Source organism: Gryllotalpicola ginsengisoli DSM 22003, from assembly GCF_000419445.1.
Taxonomy (GTDB): Bacteria; Actinomycetota; Actinomycetes; order Actinomycetales; family Microbacteriaceae; genus Gryllotalpicola; species Gryllotalpicola ginsengisoli.
In genome coordinates this window covers 1-18,358 of sequence record NZ_AULK01000008.1, presented here as the reverse complement: position 1 = coordinate 18,358, position 18,358 = coordinate 1, and the positions used below count along the sequence as shown (strand labels likewise).

Annotated in this window: 19 protein-coding genes, 3 tRNA genes and 1 pseudogene; 6 read left to right on the top strand and 17 right to left on the bottom strand. The window is 70.5% G+C overall.

The features are described from left to right. Positions 1–26 precede the first annotated feature (26 nt). Genes panC through H563_RS0112445 form a run of 4 tightly spaced genes read right to left on the bottom strand, consistent with a single transcriptional unit; the run spans position 27 to position 3,823 of the window. Positions 27–902 (bottom strand): pantoate--beta-alanine ligase, encoded by an 876-nt coding sequence (gene panC, locus H563_RS0112460; RefSeq protein ID WP_022882932.1) that lies wholly within the window; start codon positions 900–902, stop codon positions 27–29. Continuing rightward, positions 899–1,636 (bottom strand): Rossmann-like and DUF2520 domain-containing protein, encoded by a 738-nt coding sequence (locus H563_RS16590; protein WP_022882931.1) that lies wholly within the window; start codon positions 1,634–1,636, stop codon positions 899–901. Before H563_RS16590 ends, panC begins: the two co-directional genes overlap by 4 nt. A 16-nt stretch (positions 1,637–1,652) precedes the next feature. Further along, positions 1,653–3,332 (bottom strand): PH domain-containing protein, encoded by a 1,680-nt coding sequence (locus H563_RS16585; protein WP_022882930.1) that lies wholly within the window; start codon positions 3,330–3,332, stop codon positions 1,653–1,655. An 8-nt stretch (positions 3,333–3,340) separates the two neighbouring features. Continuing rightward, positions 3,341–3,823 (bottom strand): PH domain-containing protein, encoded by a 483-nt coding sequence (locus tag H563_RS0112445; RefSeq protein ID WP_022882929.1) that lies wholly within the window; start codon positions 3,821–3,823, stop codon positions 3,341–3,343. A gap of 88 nt (positions 3,824–3,911) precedes the next feature. Here H563_RS0112445 and H563_RS0112440 point away from each other — a divergent pair, with 88 nt between their 5' ends. Further along, positions 3,912–4,514, top strand: a complete 603-nt coding sequence (locus H563_RS0112440; protein WP_022882928.1) for a biotin transporter BioY — start codon at positions 3,912–3,914, stop codon at positions 4,512–4,514. A 48-nt stretch (positions 4,515–4,562) separates the two neighbouring features. Here H563_RS0112440 and H563_RS0112435 read toward each other — a convergent pair whose 3' ends face one another. Genes H563_RS0112435 through ftsH form a run of 6 tightly spaced genes read right to left on the bottom strand, consistent with a single transcriptional unit; the run spans position 4,563 to position 9,430 of the window. Further along, positions 4,563–5,054 carry a DUF3180 domain-containing protein gene (locus tag H563_RS0112435; protein ID WP_022882927.1) on the bottom strand — a complete coding sequence of 164 codons (492 nt, stop codon included), beginning with the start codon at positions 5,052–5,054 and terminating at the stop codon, positions 4,563–4,565. After that, complete coding sequence (gene folK / locus H563_RS0112430; RefSeq protein WP_051142750.1) at positions 5,051–5,593, bottom strand: 2-amino-4-hydroxy-6-hydroxymethyldihydropteridine diphosphokinase; 543 nt, start codon at positions 5,591–5,593, stop codon at positions 5,051–5,053. The genes H563_RS0112435 and folK overlap by 4 nt, the downstream gene beginning before the upstream one ends. Next, positions 5,593–5,973 carry a dihydroneopterin aldolase gene (gene folB, locus H563_RS0112425; protein WP_027479416.1) on the bottom strand — a complete coding sequence of 127 codons (381 nt, stop codon included), beginning with the start codon at positions 5,971–5,973 and terminating at the stop codon, positions 5,593–5,595. The genes folK and folB overlap by 1 nt, the downstream gene beginning before the upstream one ends. Next, entirely contained in the window at positions 5,970–6,770 is an 801-nt protein-coding gene (gene folP, locus H563_RS0112420) for a dihydropteroate synthase (RefSeq protein WP_022882926.1), read from the bottom strand. The genes folB and folP overlap by 4 nt, the downstream gene beginning before the upstream one ends. Beyond that, positions 6,767–7,405 carry a GTP cyclohydrolase I FolE gene (gene folE / locus H563_RS16580; protein ID WP_022882925.1) on the bottom strand — a complete coding sequence of 213 codons (639 nt, stop codon included), beginning with the start codon at positions 7,403–7,405 and terminating at the stop codon, positions 6,767–6,769. The genes folP and folE overlap by 4 nt, the downstream gene beginning before the upstream one ends. Positions 7,406–7,414: 9 nt before the next feature. Then, entirely contained in the window at positions 7,415–9,430 is a 2,016-nt protein-coding gene (gene ftsH, locus H563_RS0112410; protein WP_022882924.1) for an ATP-dependent zinc metalloprotease FtsH, read from the bottom strand. Positions 9,431–9,722: 292 nt separating this feature from the next. Between ftsH and H563_RS0112405 the strand changes: the two genes are divergently transcribed. After that, positions 9,723–10,028 carry a GIY-YIG nuclease family protein gene (locus H563_RS0112405; protein WP_022882923.1) on the top strand — a complete coding sequence of 102 codons (306 nt, stop codon included), beginning with the start codon at positions 9,723–9,725 and terminating at the stop codon, positions 10,026–10,028. 123 nt (positions 10,029–10,151) lie between these two features. On the opposite strand, the gene hpt is transcribed toward H563_RS0112405, so the two are convergent. Together hpt and tilS are read right to left on the bottom strand one after the other, a co-directional pair. Next, on the bottom strand, positions 10,152–10,703 hold the full coding sequence (gene hpt, locus H563_RS0112400; protein WP_022882922.1) for a hypoxanthine phosphoribosyltransferase: 552 nt from the start codon (positions 10,701–10,703) through the stop codon (positions 10,152–10,154). A 16-nt stretch (positions 10,704–10,719) separates the two neighbouring features. Further along, a complete protein-coding gene (tilS, locus tag H563_RS0112395) occupies positions 10,720–11,844 on the bottom strand; it encodes a tRNA lysidine(34) synthetase TilS (RefSeq protein ID WP_022882921.1) in 1,125 nt (374 codons plus the stop codon). 17 nt (positions 11,845–11,861) lie between these two features. On the opposite strand from tilS, the gene ppa reads away from it, so the two are divergent. Then, positions 11,862–12,356, top strand: a complete 495-nt coding sequence (gene ppa, locus H563_RS0112390; RefSeq protein ID WP_022882920.1) for an inorganic diphosphatase — start codon at positions 11,862–11,864, stop codon at positions 12,354–12,356. A gap of 3 nt (positions 12,357–12,359) precedes the next feature. Here the strand turns inward: ppa and H563_RS0112385 are convergent, their stop codons facing one another. Then, positions 12,360–13,811: a C40 family peptidase gene (locus H563_RS0112385; RefSeq protein WP_022882919.1), complete on the bottom strand. Its 1,452-nt coding sequence runs from the start codon at positions 13,809–13,811 to the stop codon at positions 12,360–12,362. Next, positions 13,804–15,096 (bottom strand): M23 family metallopeptidase, encoded by a 1,293-nt coding sequence (locus H563_RS16575; RefSeq protein ID WP_022882918.1) that lies wholly within the window; start codon positions 15,094–15,096, stop codon positions 13,804–13,806. The genes H563_RS0112385 and H563_RS16575 overlap by 8 nt, the downstream gene beginning before the upstream one ends. Positions 15,097–15,284: 188 nt before the next feature. Here H563_RS16575 and H563_RS0112375 point away from each other — a divergent pair. From H563_RS0112375 to H563_RS0112365, 3 genes are all read left to right on the top strand, one after another. Continuing rightward, positions 15,285–15,357: transfer RNA gene (locus tag H563_RS0112375), tRNA-Glu, on the top strand. Between the two features lie 31 nt (positions 15,358–15,388). After that, positions 15,389–15,462 (top strand) — tRNA-Asp (locus tag H563_RS0112370). Positions 15,463–15,527: 65 nt separating this feature from the next. Then, positions 15,528–15,603 (top strand) — tRNA-Phe (locus H563_RS0112365). Positions 15,604–15,811: 208 nt separating this feature from the next. Here H563_RS0112365 and H563_RS17480 read toward each other — a convergent pair. From H563_RS17480 to H563_RS17750, 3 genes and pseudogenes are all read right to left on the bottom strand, one after another. After that, a pseudogene (locus H563_RS17480) lies at positions 15,812–16,633 on the bottom strand (tyrosine-type recombinase/integrase); the annotation flags it as partial. 153 nt (positions 16,634–16,786) lie between these two features. Further along, entirely contained in the window at positions 16,787–17,170 is a 384-nt protein-coding gene (locus H563_RS18005) for a hypothetical protein (RefSeq protein ID WP_155865233.1), read from the bottom strand. An 861-nt stretch (positions 17,171–18,031) separates the two neighbouring features. Continuing rightward, positions 18,032–18,316 carry a transposase gene (locus tag H563_RS17750; RefSeq protein ID WP_245556852.1) on the bottom strand — a complete coding sequence of 95 codons (285 nt, stop codon included), beginning with the start codon at positions 18,314–18,316 and terminating at the stop codon, positions 18,032–18,034. Positions 18,317–18,358 lie beyond the last annotated feature (42 nt).

Below are 18,358 nucleotides of genomic sequence, written 5' to 3'. Positions count from 1 at the left end.
TCCCTTCGGCGTCCGCGGCCGCCGAGTCAACCGGCGACGCCGCCGAACACCAGCGGGGCGTTGTCGATCAGGCGGGTGGCGCCCACGCGGGCGGCGACCAGCATCAGCGCGTCGCCCGTCGCGTCGTCCTCCAGCGGCAGGAATGTCGCCGGATCGACGATGACCAGGTAGTCCAGCCTAACGTCTGGCTCGGCGTCGAAGACCGCGAGCGCGGCCCGGCGGGCGGCGGCCACACCGGCGGGCGCCGCGTCACGACCGGCCCGCAGCGCGGCGGAGAGCGTCAGCGCGCGCATCCGATCACCCTCGGAGAGATAGCGGTTGCGGCTCGAGAGGGCCAGCCCGTCGGCCTCGCGCACGATCGGCACCATCTCGATCTCGAGCGGCAGGTCGAGGTCGGCGACCATCTGCCGCACGAGGAAGCCCTGCTGCGCGTCCTTCTGCCCGAACAGCGCCACGTCGGGCTGCACGATGTGGAAGAGCTTCGAGACGACCGTCAGCATGCCGTCGAAGTGGCCGGGGCGCGCGGCGCCCTCGTAGCGCTCGCCGACGGGGCCCGCGACGACCCGGGTCTGCGCGGCGCCGCCGGGGTACATCTCGGGCACCGAGGGGGCGAAGACGGCGTCGGCCCGGCCGGAGAGCTTGGCGAGGTCGTCGTCCAGGGTGCGCGGGTACTTCTCGAAGTCCTCGCTCGGCCCGAACTGCAGGGGGTTCACGAAGATCGACACGACGACGACGTCGGCGAGCTCGCGACCGCGGGCGACGAGGGCGAGGTGCCCGTCGTGCAGGGCCCCCATGGTCGGCACCAGGGCGACGCGACGGCCTGCGGCGCGGTGGGCGGCGACGAGCGCGCGGGTGGCGGCGATGGTGGTGAGCAGTTGCGGTGCGGTGAGGGTCGCGGTCATGGTCTTCCGTCGGGGTCGGTGCCGAGCTCGCTGAGGTCGAGCGGGGGTGTCGCTCCCGCGCGACGCAGCGCGTCGTCGACGGTGGAGCGCACGAGTGAGCCGAGATACCCGCCGGGGTTCTCGAAGCCGATGCCGTTCAGCAGCGCCGTCGCCTGCTCGACGATGGACCGGCTGAAACCGGTCGCGGTCGCGATCGCCTCGGCGTAGGTGGGGCGGTCGGCCTCGTCGACGACCACCGGCTCGCCGCCCATCTCGACGACGAGCGCCTGCCCGATCGGCAGCACGGGCGCGGGCGCGGTGACGGCGAACCAGGTCTCGGCGAGCCGGGCGAGGTCGAGCCGGGTGCCCGTGAACGACATGGCGGGGTGGATCGCGAGCGGGATCGCTCCCGCGGTCAGGGCCGGACGCAGCACGTCGGTGCCGTACTCGGGCGCGGTGTGCACGACGAGCTGCCCGGGCTGCCAGGCGCCGACGGCGGCGAGGCCCTCGACGAGGCCGGCCAGCTGGTCGGAGGGCACGGCGAGCAGCACGAGCTCGGCACGGCGCAGCAGCTCGGGCGTCTCGAGCACCGGCACGCCGGGCAGCATGTCCTCGGCGCGCTCGCGGCTCTTCTCGCTGACGGCGTTCACGCCGACGATGGCGTGCCCGGCGCCGGCGAGCGCGGCGCCCAGCACCGGTCCGACACGGCCCGCGCCGACGATGCCGACGCCGAGGCGTCCGGATCGTTCTTGCACTGCTCTCTATCGCCCTTCACCCGCGCACATCGCGACTCGCCAAGAGTACGGCACTGCGCGCCACGCGTTCGAAGAGCGCGGGCGCCTCCGCCGCCGCGAGGACCGGCAGGCGGGGCCGCACCCGGCCGTCGACGACGTGCACGACGAGGGAGGCGAGCCCCAGAATCCGTCGCAGCGGCCCCTGGTGCAGCGCCACGCTCTGCACGCGCGCGAGCGGCACGATGACGAGCGCACGGGCGAGCACGCCCCGGCGCAGCAGCACGGCATCGGCGGCGAACGCGTACCCGATACGACGCCACGAGAACGGATGCAGCCACGCGGCGCTTGCCGGCGGGTGCGAAAAATACGTATTTTTCGCACCCGCGTCGCGGGGCCTGCCGGTCGCCGCGGCGACGAGCTCCGCGAGCCGCTCCCGGTCGCTGCCGTGCAGCAGCAGCGGCAGCACCCGCTGCACATCGGCGAGGTCGCCGACCGGCAGCACGACCGACGCGTTCTCGGCCTGTCCGCGCTGCCGGGCCCGCCCGGCGCGGTTGATGCGGATCGTCCACCACCCGAACGGCCGCCACATCAGCGGCTGCACCAGCTCGACGGCGTGCACCCGCCCTGCGGGGATCGTCTCGCTGCTCGTCCCGAGCAGCCCGTAGCCGACGCGCACCCCTTCGGGGCTGCCCGAGATCGTGTAGCGCGCGAGCCGGCTGAACCGGCGCGTGTACGCGGTGACGAAGCCGAACACCGACGGGATGATCGCGAACAGCACGACGTAGTTGCCGAGGGATGCCTCGACGACGAGCCAGGCGACGATCGCGAGCACGATGAGCGTGTACGGGCTGAGCACGATCGAGCCGATCAGCCGGCCGGGGTGCACCTTGACGACCGACTCGGGCGGGGCGAGGTCGGGGTGCAGGTCGGCCGGGGTGAGGAACTCGTCCACCCGGCTCTGCAGGATCGCGTCGAGCGCCGCTTGGTCTCCATTCGCGCGTCGCGCGAGTCGACCAGCGGCCTCCTCCCCCTCCGCTGGTTGAGTAGCGCCCGCAGGGCGCGTATCGAAACCCGCCCCGTCCGCCGGTCGACTCGCCGGCGCAGCCCCGGTTTCCGCCGGTCGACTCGCCGGCGCAGCCCTGTCTTCCGCCGGTCGACTCGCCGGCGCAGCCGGCGAATGGAGACCCGCGTCCCCATGCGTCGCCCGCGCCAGCCCGAGGATCTCCCGCCGCAGCTCCTCCGCCGGCGCCGAGCTCAGGTACTGCAGCGTCAGATTCGCGTCGTGCCCGGCCACGACGATCTCGAGCCGCGCCGCCCCGAACAGCCGCGCGAACAGCGTGCGATGCACGTTGACACCCTGCACGCGGTCGAGCCTGGCCTGCCGGCTCTGCTTGTTCAGCACCCCCGATCGCAGCTCCACGGCCTCGCGGGTGACGCGGAACGTCGTGGTCTGCCAGGCGATCCGGTAGAAGACGACGACGAGCGCGACGAAGACCAGCACGCCGAGCAGCGCCCACAGTGTCCAGCCGTGCCGCACGATCTCGTCGACCGGGTCGCCCTGCCGGAAGTCGTTCGGCATGCGCACGAGCGCGTCGAGGATCCGCTCACGCAGGTTCGCGACCACGATGCCGACGAGGGCGACGAGCACGATCCCGCCGCGCAGCAGCGGCGTGGCCGGATGCATCCGATGCCACTGCCCGTCAGCGAGCGGGTCCACGCGCGGCCCTACAGCCCGGCCCGACGCGTCTCGGCGAGCGCGATGAGCCGGTCGCGCAGGGCCTCGGCCTCGTCGGCCGGAAGCCCCGGGATCGCCACGTCGCTGCCCGAGGACGCCGTGACGAAGCGCAGGTCCGACAGGCCGAGCGCCCGGCTGACCGGCCCGCGCGAGATGTCGATGAGCTGCATGCGCCCGTACGGCACGGCGACGAAGCGCAGGAACGCGATGCCGCGGCGGATCAGCAGGTCGTCCTCGCGCATCCGGTAGCCGATGGCGCGGGCGCGGCGGGGCGCGAAGATCAGCTGCAGCGCGAACCCGACGACCACGGCCGCGAGCAGCGCCCAGCCCCACGACACACCGACCCCGAGCCAGACGAACACGGCGGCCGCGGCGAGCACGACGCCGGCGATCAGCGATCCGACGACCACGATCCACACGTACCTCGGCGAGACCCGATTCCATTCGGTGTCGATCTCGACGCGCTCGGCCACGGGTTCATCGTATTGCGCCAACAACCGGCGGCGATCGATGTGCATCACCGCCAAGCATCCGCCCCACCGCTCTCCTAGTCTTGATCGCATGACGATCGCCGCCTCCCCCTCCCGGACCGTGCTCGCCGACGCCCTCGTGCGCCGCGGATGGCTCACCGATTCGCTGCTCGTCGTCGGCGGCACCGCGCTGGTCGCGCTGCTCGCCCAGGTGCAGGTGCCGATGTGGCCCGTGCCGATCACCGGCCAGACGCTCGCCGTCGTGCTCGTCGGGGCGACGCTCGGCACCTGGCGCGGGGCCGCGGCGCTCGCGCTGTACCTGGTCGCCGGGGTCGCCGGCGCCCCGGTCTTCACCGGCTGGTCGCACGGGCTCGGCAGCGACGTGATCACGAGCTTCGGCTTCGTGATCGGCTTCATTCCCGCCGCAGCGCTGATCGGATGGCTCTCCGAGCGCCGCTGGGACCGCCGGCCCCTTCTCGCCGTCGTCGGCTTCGGCCTGGCCGGCCTCGTGCCCTTCCTGTTCGGCGTGCCGTGGCTCGCGGCGGCGCTCGCCGCGATGGGCGCCCCGCACGACCTGGCGACCGTGCTGAACTACGGCGTCACCCCGTTCATCGTGGGCGGCATCGTGAAGTGGGCGATCGCCGCCGCCCTGCTGCCCGCGGCCTGGAAGGCGCTGCGCGCGTCCCAGCGCTGACGCGCCGGCCGCGCGGCGCTCGCGCCGGTCGACGATACGGCGCACCGGCTACGCGTGCGAGTGCGTGGCACCGGTCGGGGGCTCCCGGTCGTCCTCGTCGCCGTCCGACGGCGGCGGCAGGGTGCAGAAGAACTCGGCGACCAGCCCGCACGCCAGCAGCACGCCGCTGCCGATCACGGCCGTGAACACGAGCCATGCCCCCGAGGAGACGATCACGTCGCGGGTGAGCGCATAGCCGAGCAGCCCGATCGAGAAGCCGGCGAACAGCGCCCCGGCCACCGAGCTCGCCTTGGCGAGCACGGCGGTGCGCGCGGCGCGGAACGGGTCGATGCGCAGCGGCGCCGTGCCCTTCACCGCCCGCCGCACCGGCCACGCGAGCGCGACGACCACGCCGCCGATCACGGCCAGGGTGATCGACAGCGTCACCGGGGGAACCAGCGCCGCCCGGCCGAGCGCCGTCAGCCCGACGTCGGTGAGGAAGCCGACCACGAGCCCGACGAGGGCGACGATCACGATCGTCAGCGGATGGGTTCGGTTCACAGGGTCACCTCCGGAACGGGTGCGGTGTCGTCCCCGAGCGCCTGAAGCAGGCGGTCGACGCGCCCGCGGCCGGGCAGCACGGCGTCGGGGTCGACGGCGAGCCACGGCGCGAGCACGAACGACCGCAGCCCGGCGCGCGGGTGCGGCAGCGTGAGACGGTCATCGGATGCCTCGAGCCCGTCGTAGTCCACGAGGTCGAGGTCGAGCGTGCGATCGCCCCACCGCTCGGTGCGCACGCGGCCGTGCTCTGCCTCGATGCGCTGCAGCTCGTCGAGCAGCTCGTGCGGCGGCAGCAGCGTGCGCACGAGCGCGACGGCGTTGAGGTAGCGCGGGGCGTCCGGGTCGACGCCGTCGAGCTTCACGGCGATCGACTCGACGACGGGCGAGACCGCGTCGACCACGACCCCGGGCGCTTCGCGCAGCGCGGCGACGGCGCTGCGCAGCAGCTCGCCCCGGTCGCCGAGGTTGCTGCCCAGGGCGACGACCGCCGGCCGCATCCTGGGCGTCTTCGAGATGCTGAACGGGTCGGGCACGCGCATCAGGCGCTCGCCTCCAGCCACGCCCGAGAGCGCTCGACGGTGACCGCGACGTCGGCGAAGGGCACCGGGATCGGCGCATCCGGTTTGTGCACCGTCGCCCGCACCCGTTCGACGGCCGCGAATCCGAGCGCGACGCGGGCCACGCGCTCGGCGACCGTCTCGATCAGGTCGACGGGGTCGGCGGCGACCGCGGCGTGCACCGCCTCGGCCAGTTCGCCGTAATGCACCGTGGCCGCCAGCTCGTCGCCTCGGGCGGCCGGGGCGAGGTCGAGCCAGACGGTGAGGTCCACGACGAACGTCTGCCCCTTCTCCCGCTCGAAGTCGTACACGCCGTGATGCGCCTCGACGGCGATGCCGGTCAGGGTGATGCTGTCAGTCATCGGGCCCCAGTTTTCCACGCGTCCACGACGGCGAGCGCGACGCGGGTCGAGACCACGTCGTGCACCCGCACCCCCCACACGCCGCTGTGCGCGGCGAGCGCGCTGATCACGGCGGTGGGAAGGTCGCGCGCCTGGATCGGCGCGTCGTCGGGCAGCAGCCGGCCGAGGAAGCGCTTGCGGCTGGCCCCGATCAGCACCGGGTAGCCGAGCTCCTCGAGCACGTCGAGCCGGCCCAGGATGCGCCAGTTGTGCCCGTGGTCCTTCGCGAAGCCCAGGCCGGGGTCGACGATCAGCCGCGACCCGTGCACCCCGGCGTCGAGGGCCTTGTCCACCTGCCGGCGCAGCTCGTCGCGCACGTCGAACGCGGCGTCGCCGTAGTGCGCCAGCGCGTTCATGTCGGCGCTGTGGCCGCGCCAGTGGCTGAGCATGAAGCCGCATTCGAGCTCGGCGGCGGCCGCGAACATCTCGGGGTCGGCCTGCCCGCCGGAGACGTCGTTGATCCACTCCGTGCCGGCGGCGACCGCGGCGCGGGCGGTCTGCGCGTTCATCGTGTCGATCGAGGTACGGATGCCTCGGGCCGTCAGCTGCTCGATGACCGGCAGCACCCGCCCCAGCTCCTGCTCGACCGGCACCCGCGGCGCACCGGGGCGCGTGGACTCGCCGCCGACGTCGATCAGGTCGGCGCCCTGCTCGGTCAGCTCGACGGCGTGTGCGACGGCCGCGTCGACGGACTCGAACCGCCCGCCGTCGCTGAAGGAGTCGGGCGTGACGTTGAGCACGCCCATGATCACCGTCACAGCGCCGGGTCTCCGCAGGTGCTGTCGCCGGTCGACTCGCCGGCGGAGCCGGCGAATGGAGACCCCGCTCCGCCCTGACCGATCAGCCCCGTCACCTCGGCGCGGCGCACCGGGTCGGCGAGCTCCCCGCGGCTCGCGACCGTCACGGTCGACGAGTGCACCTGCCGGGCTCCGCGGGTGGTCACGCACTGGTGCTGCGCGTCGAGCACCACGACGACGCCACGGGGCTGCAGCCCTGCGACGAGCGCGTCCGCGACCTGCTCGGTGAGGCGCTCCTGCAGCTGCGGCCGGGCCGCGAGCACGTCGACCACGCGGGGCAGCCGGCCGAGGCCCACGATCCTGTCGCCGGGCAGGTATGCGATGTGCGCACGACCGAGGAACGGCAGCAGATGGTGCTCGCACACCGACCGGAACTCCAGGTCGCGCACGATCACGAGCTCGGCGTCCGAGCCGGCCGGGATCGTCTCCGACAGCGGTGCGAGCGGGTCCTGCCCCACTCCGGAGAAGAATTCGGCGTACGCATCCGCCACCCGGCTCGGCGTCTCGGCCAGCCCCTCACGCGAGACGTCCTCGCCGATCGCTGCGAGCAGCTCGGCGACGGCCGCCTCCACGCGCGTGCGGTCGATGCCCGTCACGCGCGCCCCCTACGCCGTGGCAGGGCGCGGCGTGATGCCCGGGTTGCGACGGGGGCGCGACTCGGCGGCGTTGCCGTCGCTGTCGATGTCGCCGTCGGTGATGCCGGGGTTGATCGGCTGCTTGGGGTGCGGGATCTCGATCGGCGGGATGTTCGGCAGCGGACGGTTCGGGCTCGAGACCCACTCGGGGCGCTCGGGAAGCTTCTTGACGTCCTTGAAGATCTCGGCGATCTGGTTGTGGTCCAGCGTCTCCTTCTCGAGCAGTTCGCCGGCCAGCCGGTCGAGGATGTCGCGGTTGGCGTTGAGCACCTGGTAGGCCTCGTCGTGCGCCTTCTCGATGAGGGCGCGCACCTCGCGGTCCACCTGCTCGGCGAGCGTCTCGGAGTAGTCGCGCTGGTGACCCATGTCGCGGCCGAGGAACATCTCGCCCGAGGACTGGCCGAGCTTGACCGAGCCGATGTCGGCGCTCATGCCGTACTCGGTGACCATCTTCCGGGCGATCTGGGTGGCCTTCTCGATGTCGTTCGCCGCGCCCGAGGTCGGGTCGTGGAACACGATCTCCTCGGCGACGCGCCCGCCCATCGCGTAGGCGAGCTGGTCGAGCAGCTCCTCGCGGGTGACGGAGTACTTGTCCTCCACCGGCAGCACCATCGTGTAACCGAGGGCTCGGCCGCGGGGCAGGATCGTGATCTTCGTGACCGGGTCGGTGTGGCGCATCGACGCCGCCGCGAGGGCGTGGCCGCCCTCGTGGTAGGCCGTGATGAGCTTCTCCTTGTCCTTCATCACGCGGGTGCGCCGCTGCGGGCCGGCGACGACGCGGTCGATGGCCTCGTCGAGGGCACGGTTATCGATCAGCTGCGCATTGGAGCGTGCCGTGAGCAGCGCGGCCTCGTTCAGCACGTTGGCGAGGTCGGCGCCGGTGAACCCGGGAGTCTTGCGGGCGACGACCTCGAGGTCGACGCTCTTGGCGAGCGGCTTGCCGCGGCCGTGCACCTCGAGGATCTTCTTGCGGCCGTTGAGATCCGGCGCATCCACGCCGATCTGCCGGTCGAAGCGGCCCGGGCGCAGCAGGGCGGGGTCGAGGATGTCGGGGCGGTTGGTCGCCGCGATGAGGATCACGTTGGTCTTGACGTCGAAGCCGTCCATCTCGACCAGCAGCTGGTTCAGCGTCTGCTCGCGCTCGTCGTGGCCGCCGCCGAGGCCCGCGCCGCGGTGCCGGCCGACGGCGTCGATCTCGTCGACGAAGATGATCGACGGCGCGTTCTGCTTGGCCTGGTCGAACAGGTCGCGCACGCGGCTCGCGCCGACGCCGACGAACATCTCGACGAAGTCGGAACCGGAGATGGAGTAGAAGGGGACGCCCGCCTCACCGGCGACCGCGCGCGCGAGCAGCGTCTTACCGGTTCCCGGGGGGCCGTAGAGCAGCACGCCCTTGGGGATGCGCGCGCCGACGGCCTGGAACTTGGCCGGCTCCTTGAGGAAGTCCTTGATCTCCTGCAGCTCTTCGATGGCCTCGTCGGCGCCGGCGACGTCGTCGAACGTGACCTTCGGGCTCTCCTTCGAGACCAGCTTGGCGCGCGACTTGCCGAACTGCATGACCTTGTTTCCGCCGCCCTGCATGCCCGCGAGCATGAACCAGAACAGTGCGCCGATCACCAGCACGGGCAGCAGGAAGCTCAGGATGGAACCCCACACGCTCGGCTGCGGAACCTTGTCGTCGTAGCCCTTGGGCAGCTTCGCGTCGTCGATCGCCTTGACCACGGCCGCGCCGCGCGGCTCGACGTAGTAGAACTGCACATGGTCGCCGTTCTTGCCGTCGGGCGAGTTCAGCACCAGGTCGACGCGCTGATCGCCGTCGACGATCTGGGCGCTCTGCACCTTGCCCTCGGAGAGCAACTCAAGGCCCTTCTCCGTCGAGACCTGCTTGAAACCGGACATGGTGAAGACACTCATGCCGATCCAGACGATGATTCCCGCGAGGATGATGTACGGAATCGGCCCGCGGAAGAGCTTCTTGAGATTCATGGTCAGGCCAGAGTAACCCTGCCCGCCTGAGGGGCGCCTCTCTGTTCGCCCCAGGCGTGCTATGCCCCGCCTGGCCCCGCTGGTCGACTCAGCGCGCCGCGATGTATGGAGACCGAGGGACTCCCGAACACCGCCGGTCGACTCAGCGCGCCGCGCTGAATGGAGACCGAGGGACTCCCGAACACCGCCGGTCGACTCACGGCGAAGCCGCGAATGGAGACCACGGCCCCGACACTCCACAGGCGCCAAGAGCGCCCTCACGAAGCATCCGTCGATCCTCGAGCATCGACGCATGCCACACGTCTACATGCTCAGATGCGCGGACGGCTCGTACTACGTCGGCTCGACTCGCGACCTCGATCAACGGATGGCTCAGCATTGGTCCGGCAAGGGGGCCAAGTACACGAGCACGCGGCTGCCGGTCGAATTGGTCTGGGCCGAGGAGTACGACTCGGTCGCCGACGCCTATGCGATGGAGAAGAAGATCCAAGGGTGGAGTCGGGCGAAACGGGAGGCGCTGATCCGCGGGGATTGGGACGGCGTGCACCGCAATACGGGGAATCGGCGGCAGCTTCGGCGCAAGCGTGGGTCGGGATGAGCTGCACCTCCGCTCCCCTTGGTCGCCAATCACGGCCTTGCCGTGAGTCGACCAGCGGGGAGCCGAACTCCCGCCGGTCGACTCGGCGCGCAGCGCTGAATGGAGACCCGCGCAACCGGGAGGCTAGGAGTACACGTGGGGGGCGAGGACGCCGATGCCGCGCAGGTTGCGGTACTTCTCGGCATAGTCGAGGCCGTAGCCGACCACGAACTCGTTCGGGATGTCGAAGCCGAGGTACTTCACGTCGATGTCGATCTTCGCCGCGTCGGGCTTGCGCAGCAGCGCGCAGATCTCGATCGAGGCGGGCTGCCGGGTGAGCAGGTTGTCCTTCAGCCAGGAGAGCGTGAGGCCCGAGTCGATGATGTCCTCGACGATGAGCACGTTGCGGCCGTGGATATCCGTGTCGAGGTCTTTGAGGATGCGCACGACCCCGCTCGATCGCGTGCTAGTGCCGTACGACGAGACGGCCATGAAGTCGATCTCGACGGGCCGCTCGAGTTCGCGCGCCAGGTCGGCCATGACCATCACCGCGCCCTTCAGCACCGCCACCAGCAGCAGGTCCTTGCCCTCGTAGTCCGCTTCGATGCGGCGCGCGAGCTCGGCCAGTTTCGCCCGGATCTCGGCTTCGGTGAGCAGGACCTTTTCGAGGTCCCCGGCGAGGGCGTCAGACTGCATGCGACAACTCTATGGGTCACCCCGCGGCGCGGAACACCAGCCGCCCGGCCTCCCGTCGCACCGTGCATCCGGGCAGGTCGAGCGGCTTCTGGCCGCGCCACTCCGTGATCAGGCGCAGCACGGCCTGCACGTGCACGCGCTCGAGCGAGGTGCCGAATTCCGAGCGCACGACGAACCGCACGATGCGGCCGCGCAGCGCCGGCGGGTTCGCCTCGAGGGCGGAGACCGACACGGAGATGCCCGCCTCCTCGTGCCCGACGATGTCCTCGATGACCTCCTCGATCATCTGCTCGAACGCGTCCGCGTCCTCCCGCAACTGCTCCGCCGTGCGGGCGAGCGCCTCGGCCACCCCCGGCCCGAGCTCCGCCTCGAGCACGGGCATCACCCTCTCGCGCACCCGCACGCGCGTATAGGAGAGGTCGGCGTTGTGCGGGTCGTCCCAGTAGGGCAGCTGCGCGTCGGCGCAGAACCGCCGCGTCGTCTCGCGACGGATGCCGAGCAGCGGACGCAGCCAGAGATCGGATGCTTCGCGCATCCCTCCGAGGCTCGTGGCGCCCGACCCCCGCGCCAGCCCCAGCAGCACCGTCTCGGCCTGATCGTCGAGCGTGTGGGCGAGCAGGATCGCGGTGGCGCGCAGCTCGGCGGCGGCATCCGTCAACGCCGCGTACCGGGCGCGGCGCGCGGCGGCCTCCGGCCCGTCGCCGCGGGCGAGGTCGACCGTGACGCGCACGACGCGCACGGGATCGAGGCCCAGGGCGTGCGCGCGCTCGGCCGCCTCGGCGGCGACGCGGTCGGATCCGTCTTGCAGGCCGTGGTCGACGATGACCGCGGCGGCGCGCAGCCCCGCCCGCGGCGCCTCGAACGCGGTCGCCGCGGCGAGCGCGGTGGAGTCGGCGCCCCCGCTCAGCGCGACGAGCACGAGCGGACGACGCTGGTCGACTCGGCCGCCAGGGCGAACGGAGACCGCGCCGGCTGCGGCCTCCGGGTCTCCATTCGGGCGCTGCGCGCCCGAGTCGACCGGCGTGGCCGCGCGCTGCGCGCCCGCGTCGACCAGCGGGAGCAGTGCCGTGCGGACCGCCCGGCGCACGTCGGCGATGGCCGGTGTGAGGCGCGGCCGACGCTGCTGCGGGTCTTCGGGCATCGACTAACGTTATCGGCATGACCAACGCCTACGACGCCGTCATCGAGATCCCCCGCGGCAGCCGCAACAAGTACGAGGTCGACCACGAGACCGGCCGGGTTTTCCTCGACCGCGTGCTCTACACCAACTTCAGCTACCCCACCGACTACGGCTTCTTCGAGCACACGCTCGGCGAGGACGGCGACCCGCTCGACGTGCTCGTGCTGCTGGACTACCCGCTGTTCCCGGGCGTGGGCGTGAAGGTGCGTCCCGTCGGCGTGCTGCACATGAGCGACGAGGCCGGCGGCGACGACAAGGTCATCGCGGTGCAGTACAAGGACCCGCGCTGGACGCACATCCAGGACGTCGACGACATCCCCGAGTACACGAAGAAGGAGATCCAGCACTTCTTCGAGCACTACAAGGACCTCGAGCCCGGCAAGTGGGTCAAGGTCGAGGCGTGGGGCTCCGCGGCCGAGGCCGAGAAGCTCGTCGAAGAGGCGATCGAGCGCCTCAAGACCTCAGGCGAGTAGCCGCTAGCGGCCCGCCGACGGGCGGGCGACGACGTCGATCGGGCTGCCCCACACCGGCTGCTCCTTGACGTTCTCGCCCACCTGCGGGGCGGCGATCATCATGCCGTTCCCGACGTAGATGCCGACGTGGTACAGGTCGTCGTCGGGGGTGCCGTAGAAGATCAGGTCGCCCGGCAGAGCCTGGCTGCGGGGCACGAGCTGCCCGAGAGCCTTCGCCTGCTTGTACTGGTAGATGACCCCGTGGCCGCCGATGTTCACGCCGGCGTAGGCGTACGCCATCATCGTGAGCCCCGAGCAGTCGAAGCCGTTCGGGCCCGCCCCGTTGATGACGTACGGCTTGCCGATCTGTGCCCGGGCGTACTGCAGCACTGCCGCCACGATCGCGGCATTCGGCTGCGGATACCCCGTGGACGTCGACGACGACGAACCCGAGCTCCCGCCGGAGCTCGAGCTTCCGCCGCTCGAACTTCCGCCGCTCGAGCCGCCGCTCGAACTCGAACCGCCACCGGAACTCGAGCCGCCACCGGAACTCGACCCGCCCGAGTTCGAGCTCTCCGACTTCTGCTGAGCGGCGCGCGCCGCCGCCTCCTGCTTCGCCTGGGCGGCGGCCGCCGCCTTCTCCCGGGCCTCCTCGTCGCGCTTCGCCTGGGCGGCTGCGGCCGCGGCCGCAGCGGCGGCCTGCTTGCCCTGCACGTACTTCTTCGCCGTCTCGACCGAGACATCCTGCAGCGCCGCCAGCTGACTGGTGAGCTCGGACTGCTTCTGCTGCTGCGTCGTCACCGCCGCCTGCGCCGCCGCCGCGGCGACCTGTGCCTGCTGCAGCGCCGCCTTCGCGGCATCCGCCGCCTTCTCGCGCGCCTTGCGCGCCGCGGTGGCCTGCTCCTGCAGGGACTTGGCGGTGTTCCGATCGGCGACGGCCTGGTCGTAGATCTGCTTGTTCTGGCCGGTGAGCTGGCTCATCGTGCCGAGCTGGTACAGCAGCCGGTCGGCGGCATCGGCATGGCTGCCCTGGAGGAGCAGGTTGAGCGAGCCATCCGTGCCCGCCGCGCGCATGAGGTGCGACGCGAGCAGGCCCGCTCGCACGGCCGAGGTCTTGGCCGCCTCGCTCGCCTTGTCGGCGCGCGCCTGCGTCTCCTTCTCCTTCGCGGTCGCGTCGTCGAGCTCGGCCTGCGCCTGGTGGTACTTCTCGACCGCCATCTCGGATTCGATGCCCGCCTGCGTCGCCGCTTCCTGCAGCTCCTCGACGACGGAGCCGATGCGCTCGACCATCTTCTGCTTGTCGCGCACATCGGCCTTGGCCTTTTCGACGTCGCTCCAGCTCGGGTAGTCGACGGCGTGCGCGGACTCGGGGTGCGCGACGATGCCGACCGAGGCGGTCACGACGCCGATGGCGGCGGCGCCGAATGCGAGTGCCGGGTTGCGGCGGAAGCTGCTGCCGGTGGTGTTCTCAGCCAAGGGGTGCTCCGTGATTCTTCATCCAGGCGATCGGATCGGTCTGCACTCCGTTGATCCGCACTTCGAAGTGCAGGTGCGGGCCGGTCGAGTGGCCCGTCGAACCCATGCGGGCGATCTGCTGGCCGGCGCTCACGTGCTGGCCGTAGCCGACCATGATGCCGCCGTCGATGATGTGGCCGTACGCCGTCTGTATGCCGTCGCCGTCGTCGATGATGATGAAGTTGCCGTAGCCCGACTCCCAGCCGGCGTAGACGACCGTTCCCGAGTGGGCTGCGTGGATCGGCGTGTTGTAGTTGTTGGCGATGTCGGCCCCGAGGTGCCAGGTCGAGCAGCCGGCGCAGGGTGCCGGACGAGGGCCGAAGCCGTCGCTGATCCATCCGACGGCGGGCACCGCCCAGCCCTGCGAGTTGACCACGGCCTGGGCGCGCGCCGCGGCCGCCGCGGCCGCCTTGGCCTTCGCCGCCGCCGCTTTCCTCGCAGCGATGACGCCCTTCTTGTACTTGGCGACGGTCTTCGCGCTCTTGTCTTTCAGCGCCTTGAGCTGCGCATTGAGGACGAGCTTGTGGTCCTGCTCCTCCTTGACCTTCGCCGCCGCGACCTGCGAGGCCTTGACGGCGGCGTCGAACGCCTCATCGGCCTTCTTCTTCATCTCGGCGCGGGTCTTCTTGGCCTCCTGCGCCTGCGCGGCGACGGAGGCTGCGGTGTTCTTCGCCTGCACCGCGCTCGCGTAGATGTCCGAGGTCGATTCCGCGAGCTTCGTCATGCTGCCGAGCTGATCCAGCAGCGCATCGGGAGCCGTCGACGTGCCGTCCGTGCCCGAGAACAGCAGCGACGCCGTGACGTCACGCCCGCCCGAGCGGTAAAGCTCGGCCGCGACCTGGCCGGCCCGCGTCGTCGCGGTATCCGATTCCTTCTTCAGCTTGTCGGCCTGCTCCTGCAATTCGGTCGCCTTGTGATCGGCGACGAAGTACGCCTCCTGCGCCGCCTGCATCTTGTCACCGGCCGCGATCGCCGCGTCCTGCGCAGCGGTGGCCTCCTGCTGCAGCTGCGTGATCAGGCGCGAGAGGTGCTGCGCGGCGCGCTGCGCCTTGGTGACGTTCGCCTTCGCCTTCTGCACGTCGCTCCAGCTGGGGTAGGAGGTGGCGAAGGCCGGGTCGGCGGGAAGCGCCACGCTGACACCCACGGCGAGCGCGGCCACGACCGCGACGGCGATGAGCAGACGGATGCCCCGGGCGTCGGCGCGGCGCGGCAGACGGCCCGTCGCCAGGGCTCGGGTGTCGCTCATACGCCTCCTCAGGGGCACGGTCGGCATGCACAGTCGCATTGAACGTAACCGCCGGTGGGGCATCCGTCGGCGTCGCCTTGCCGGGGTGTCGCAAACCCGGCCCGGGCACCTGCCGTTGGCGATTTGTCTCTCCCCCAGGGCTCACGTATGCTTGAGCCTCGGTAGTCATGCGGTGGCAGCCGCGCGACGGCCCCATCGTTTAGTGGCCTAGGACGCCGCCCTTTCACGGCGGTAGCACGGGTTCGAATCCCGTTGGGGTCACAAGTGACTACCGAGAAGCACAACAGAACATGGCCCTGTAGCGCAGTTGGTTAGCGTGCCGCCCTGTCACGGCGGAGGTCGCGGGTTCAAGTCCCGTCAGGGTCGCGGAAGCGACAAAGCCCTATCGAGAGGTAGGGCTTTTCTTCCGAAGGCGGCGTTCTCGCCGCCTCGGCTCTGTAGCTCAGTTGGTAGAGCGCACGACTGAAAATCGTGAGGTCACGGGATCGACGCCCGTCGGAGCCACCATTGAATTCCCTGATCGCGGGCCCTTTTTCTTGGGCCTGACCGTCTTGGTCAAGGCGGGTTTTTTGGGCTCTGCCCACATTTTGCCCACACGAGAGGCGCCAACTCGGTGGGTGAGCGCGGTCGCCACGGCATCGAGGTCGTCCTCGAACAGCTCGGCGTAGACGTCGAGCGTCATCGCGGCCGAGGCGTGCCCGAGCAGCCGTTGCACGGCCTTCACGTTCGCGCCGGCGGAGATGGCTAGCGATGCCGCCGTATGCCGCAGGTCGTGCGGGGTCACCCACGGGAATCCGGGATCCTCGGCCATCGCCTGCCGGACCGCCGGCTCGAAGACGCGGTGGCGGAAGTTGCCGTTGCGGATGAGCCCGCCGCCCACGCTGGTGAACAGCGGCGCGTCCAGGCTGCGGCCCGCGCATCGCGCGGCGAGCGGGCCGACCAGGAAGTCGGGAAACGGCACCGAGCGGCGCTCGTGGTTCTTCGGCGTGCCCCAGGTCATGACGCCTTCGAGCTCGACGACGGATTCGTCGACAGCCACCCGCCGCCGGTCGAAATCGACCGACGCGACGCGCAACGCGGCCATCTCGCCCCAGCGCAGCCCGGTGAAGGCGAGGAACACGACGAGATCGGCGTCGCTGCTGCACAGGCTCGCGACGTGCGCGACCTGGTCGGCAGTCAGGTAGCCCTTCCGCTTCCGCTCGATGCGCGGCAGCCGGATGAACTCGCACGGGTTGCGCACGAGGCGCCCGTCGCGGATCGCGAACTTCATCAGCCCGGACAGCACGAGGTAGATCTGCTTGACCGTCGAGGGCTTGAGCCGCGCGCTGAGCGAGCCGACCCAGTCCTGCACCTCGGCGTGCCCGATCTCGACGAGCCGGCGCTCGCCCCAGAGCGGGTAGATGTGGTGATCGAGGTTGTACCGGTAGCCGGAGCGCGTCGCCGGCTTCACCTGCACCTGGGCCTCGAACCACGTCTCGCCCCACTCGCGAACGGTGATGCGCGAATCCGATGGGTCGATCCACTCGCCGCGCGTCATCGAGACGGTGACCGAGGCGAGGAACAGCTCGGCGTCCCGCTTGGTGCGGAAACCGCGCTTGTCGGTCTGCGAGTGATCGGGCTTCCGATAGCGCACCCGATAGCGCCGACCCGCCGACGTCGAGTAGGGCTCGATGCTCCCCATGGCCGAACCCTAGGCCCGACCAGCGACATCGGCTACGCCGCGGCGCTTGATCAGCGCCTGCCGGCTGAGCCCGGTACGCAGCGCGAGCAACGTCCAGCTCGCGCCCGCCGCGCGCAAGGCGTCGATCAGCTCGTCGCGCTGCGTCCGCAGCTTCAGCTCCTCCCGCTGCAGCTTCACGAGCGCCTGGCTGAGCTCGTCCAACTCACTGAGCGCGCGGGCGCGCCCGCCCCAGCCGTCCTCGAGCGCGTCGATGGCGTCGGCGGCGCGTCGCGCAGCGGCCCTGGCGTCTTCTCGGACCGCATTCCTGACCGCGGCCGCTTCACGTTGCGCGCGCTGTCGCGCATAAGCGGCCCGACGTCGTGCATCTCGTTCTGCTCGTGTATTTGTCCTCACACCTGCACGTTGGCGATCGGTAAGAATAACGGCCCGCAAATGGCGCGCAGGATTTGTCCGACTCGCTCCGCGGGCCGTAGCTCGGTTGCCGAGCGATCGCTCGCCCGGACAACGAACTTCACGGCTCTCGAAGACTGCGGAAGCGACCACGCCCGGGCTCCGCGCGCGGTTTGGGATCGTCAATCGGAACAGTGCTTGTTGTGTGGTGCTTGTAGCCGTCCGGGCGTACATACAGTGGGCAGCATGCCGAAGCCCCTACCTGAGCACGAAGAGAAGGCGATCCGACAGTACGTCGAGAGCGAGAGCATCGATCACGACGATCCGGACAATCCCGACAACAAGGTCACGCTGGTGCAGAAGGTGGCGAGCTACCGCCTTCTCGGAACGGACTACGACGTATACGACGTTCACATGCCTATGCAGCGTTGGTGGGTCATCACGGAGCTGACCAATCTCTACTCGCAGGCCGATTTCCCCAACTACGACGTCGCGTTCTCGTTCCACGTCGGTCTCATGATGCGCATGTGGGAGCGCGAGCGAGTCGAGATCGAGGAAGACAAGGCGGACGAAGTCGGTGCCGCCTGGCGGCGTCTTGAAGCCGCGCGGGAGGCTATGGACTCAGCCCGGGAGGCAGAGGATTACCAAGGCATCGGGATCATGTGTCGGGAAGCGCTGATCGCTTTCGCGCGCGAGCATCAGGGGGCCCGCTGGCTCACGCCGCCCGAGGCGCCTCCGAAGGCTGCAGACTTCAAAGCCTGGGCAACGCTGTACGCGCAGGCCTTGGCGACTGGTCGCATGCGCCGTTACTTGAGCGAGGTGGCCGACAAGAATTGGGACATCGCTGTCAGTCTTTGTCCCGCGTCAAGTAGTTGGCAGGATTTCTTCTGTTTCAAAGGTGGGGGTGGTGGGGTCGGCCAGGCCGAGGTGCACCTCCAGTGGCCGGTTCCAGGCGATCGCCTCATGAGGGCGCTCGGTGTTGTACTCGACTCGGTAGTCCTCGGCCCGCTCGATGAGCGTCAAGGAGTCCGGGATCTCGTCGAGGAACAGCCGCTCGTACTTCAGCGTCCCGAACCCGCGTTCGCGTGACCCGTTCTGGCCTGGCGACTTCACCCGGGTGCGGACATGCCGAAGCTCGGGGTGACGCATGATGAACAACTCGAAGTTCAACGACCGGAACGGGCCGCCATT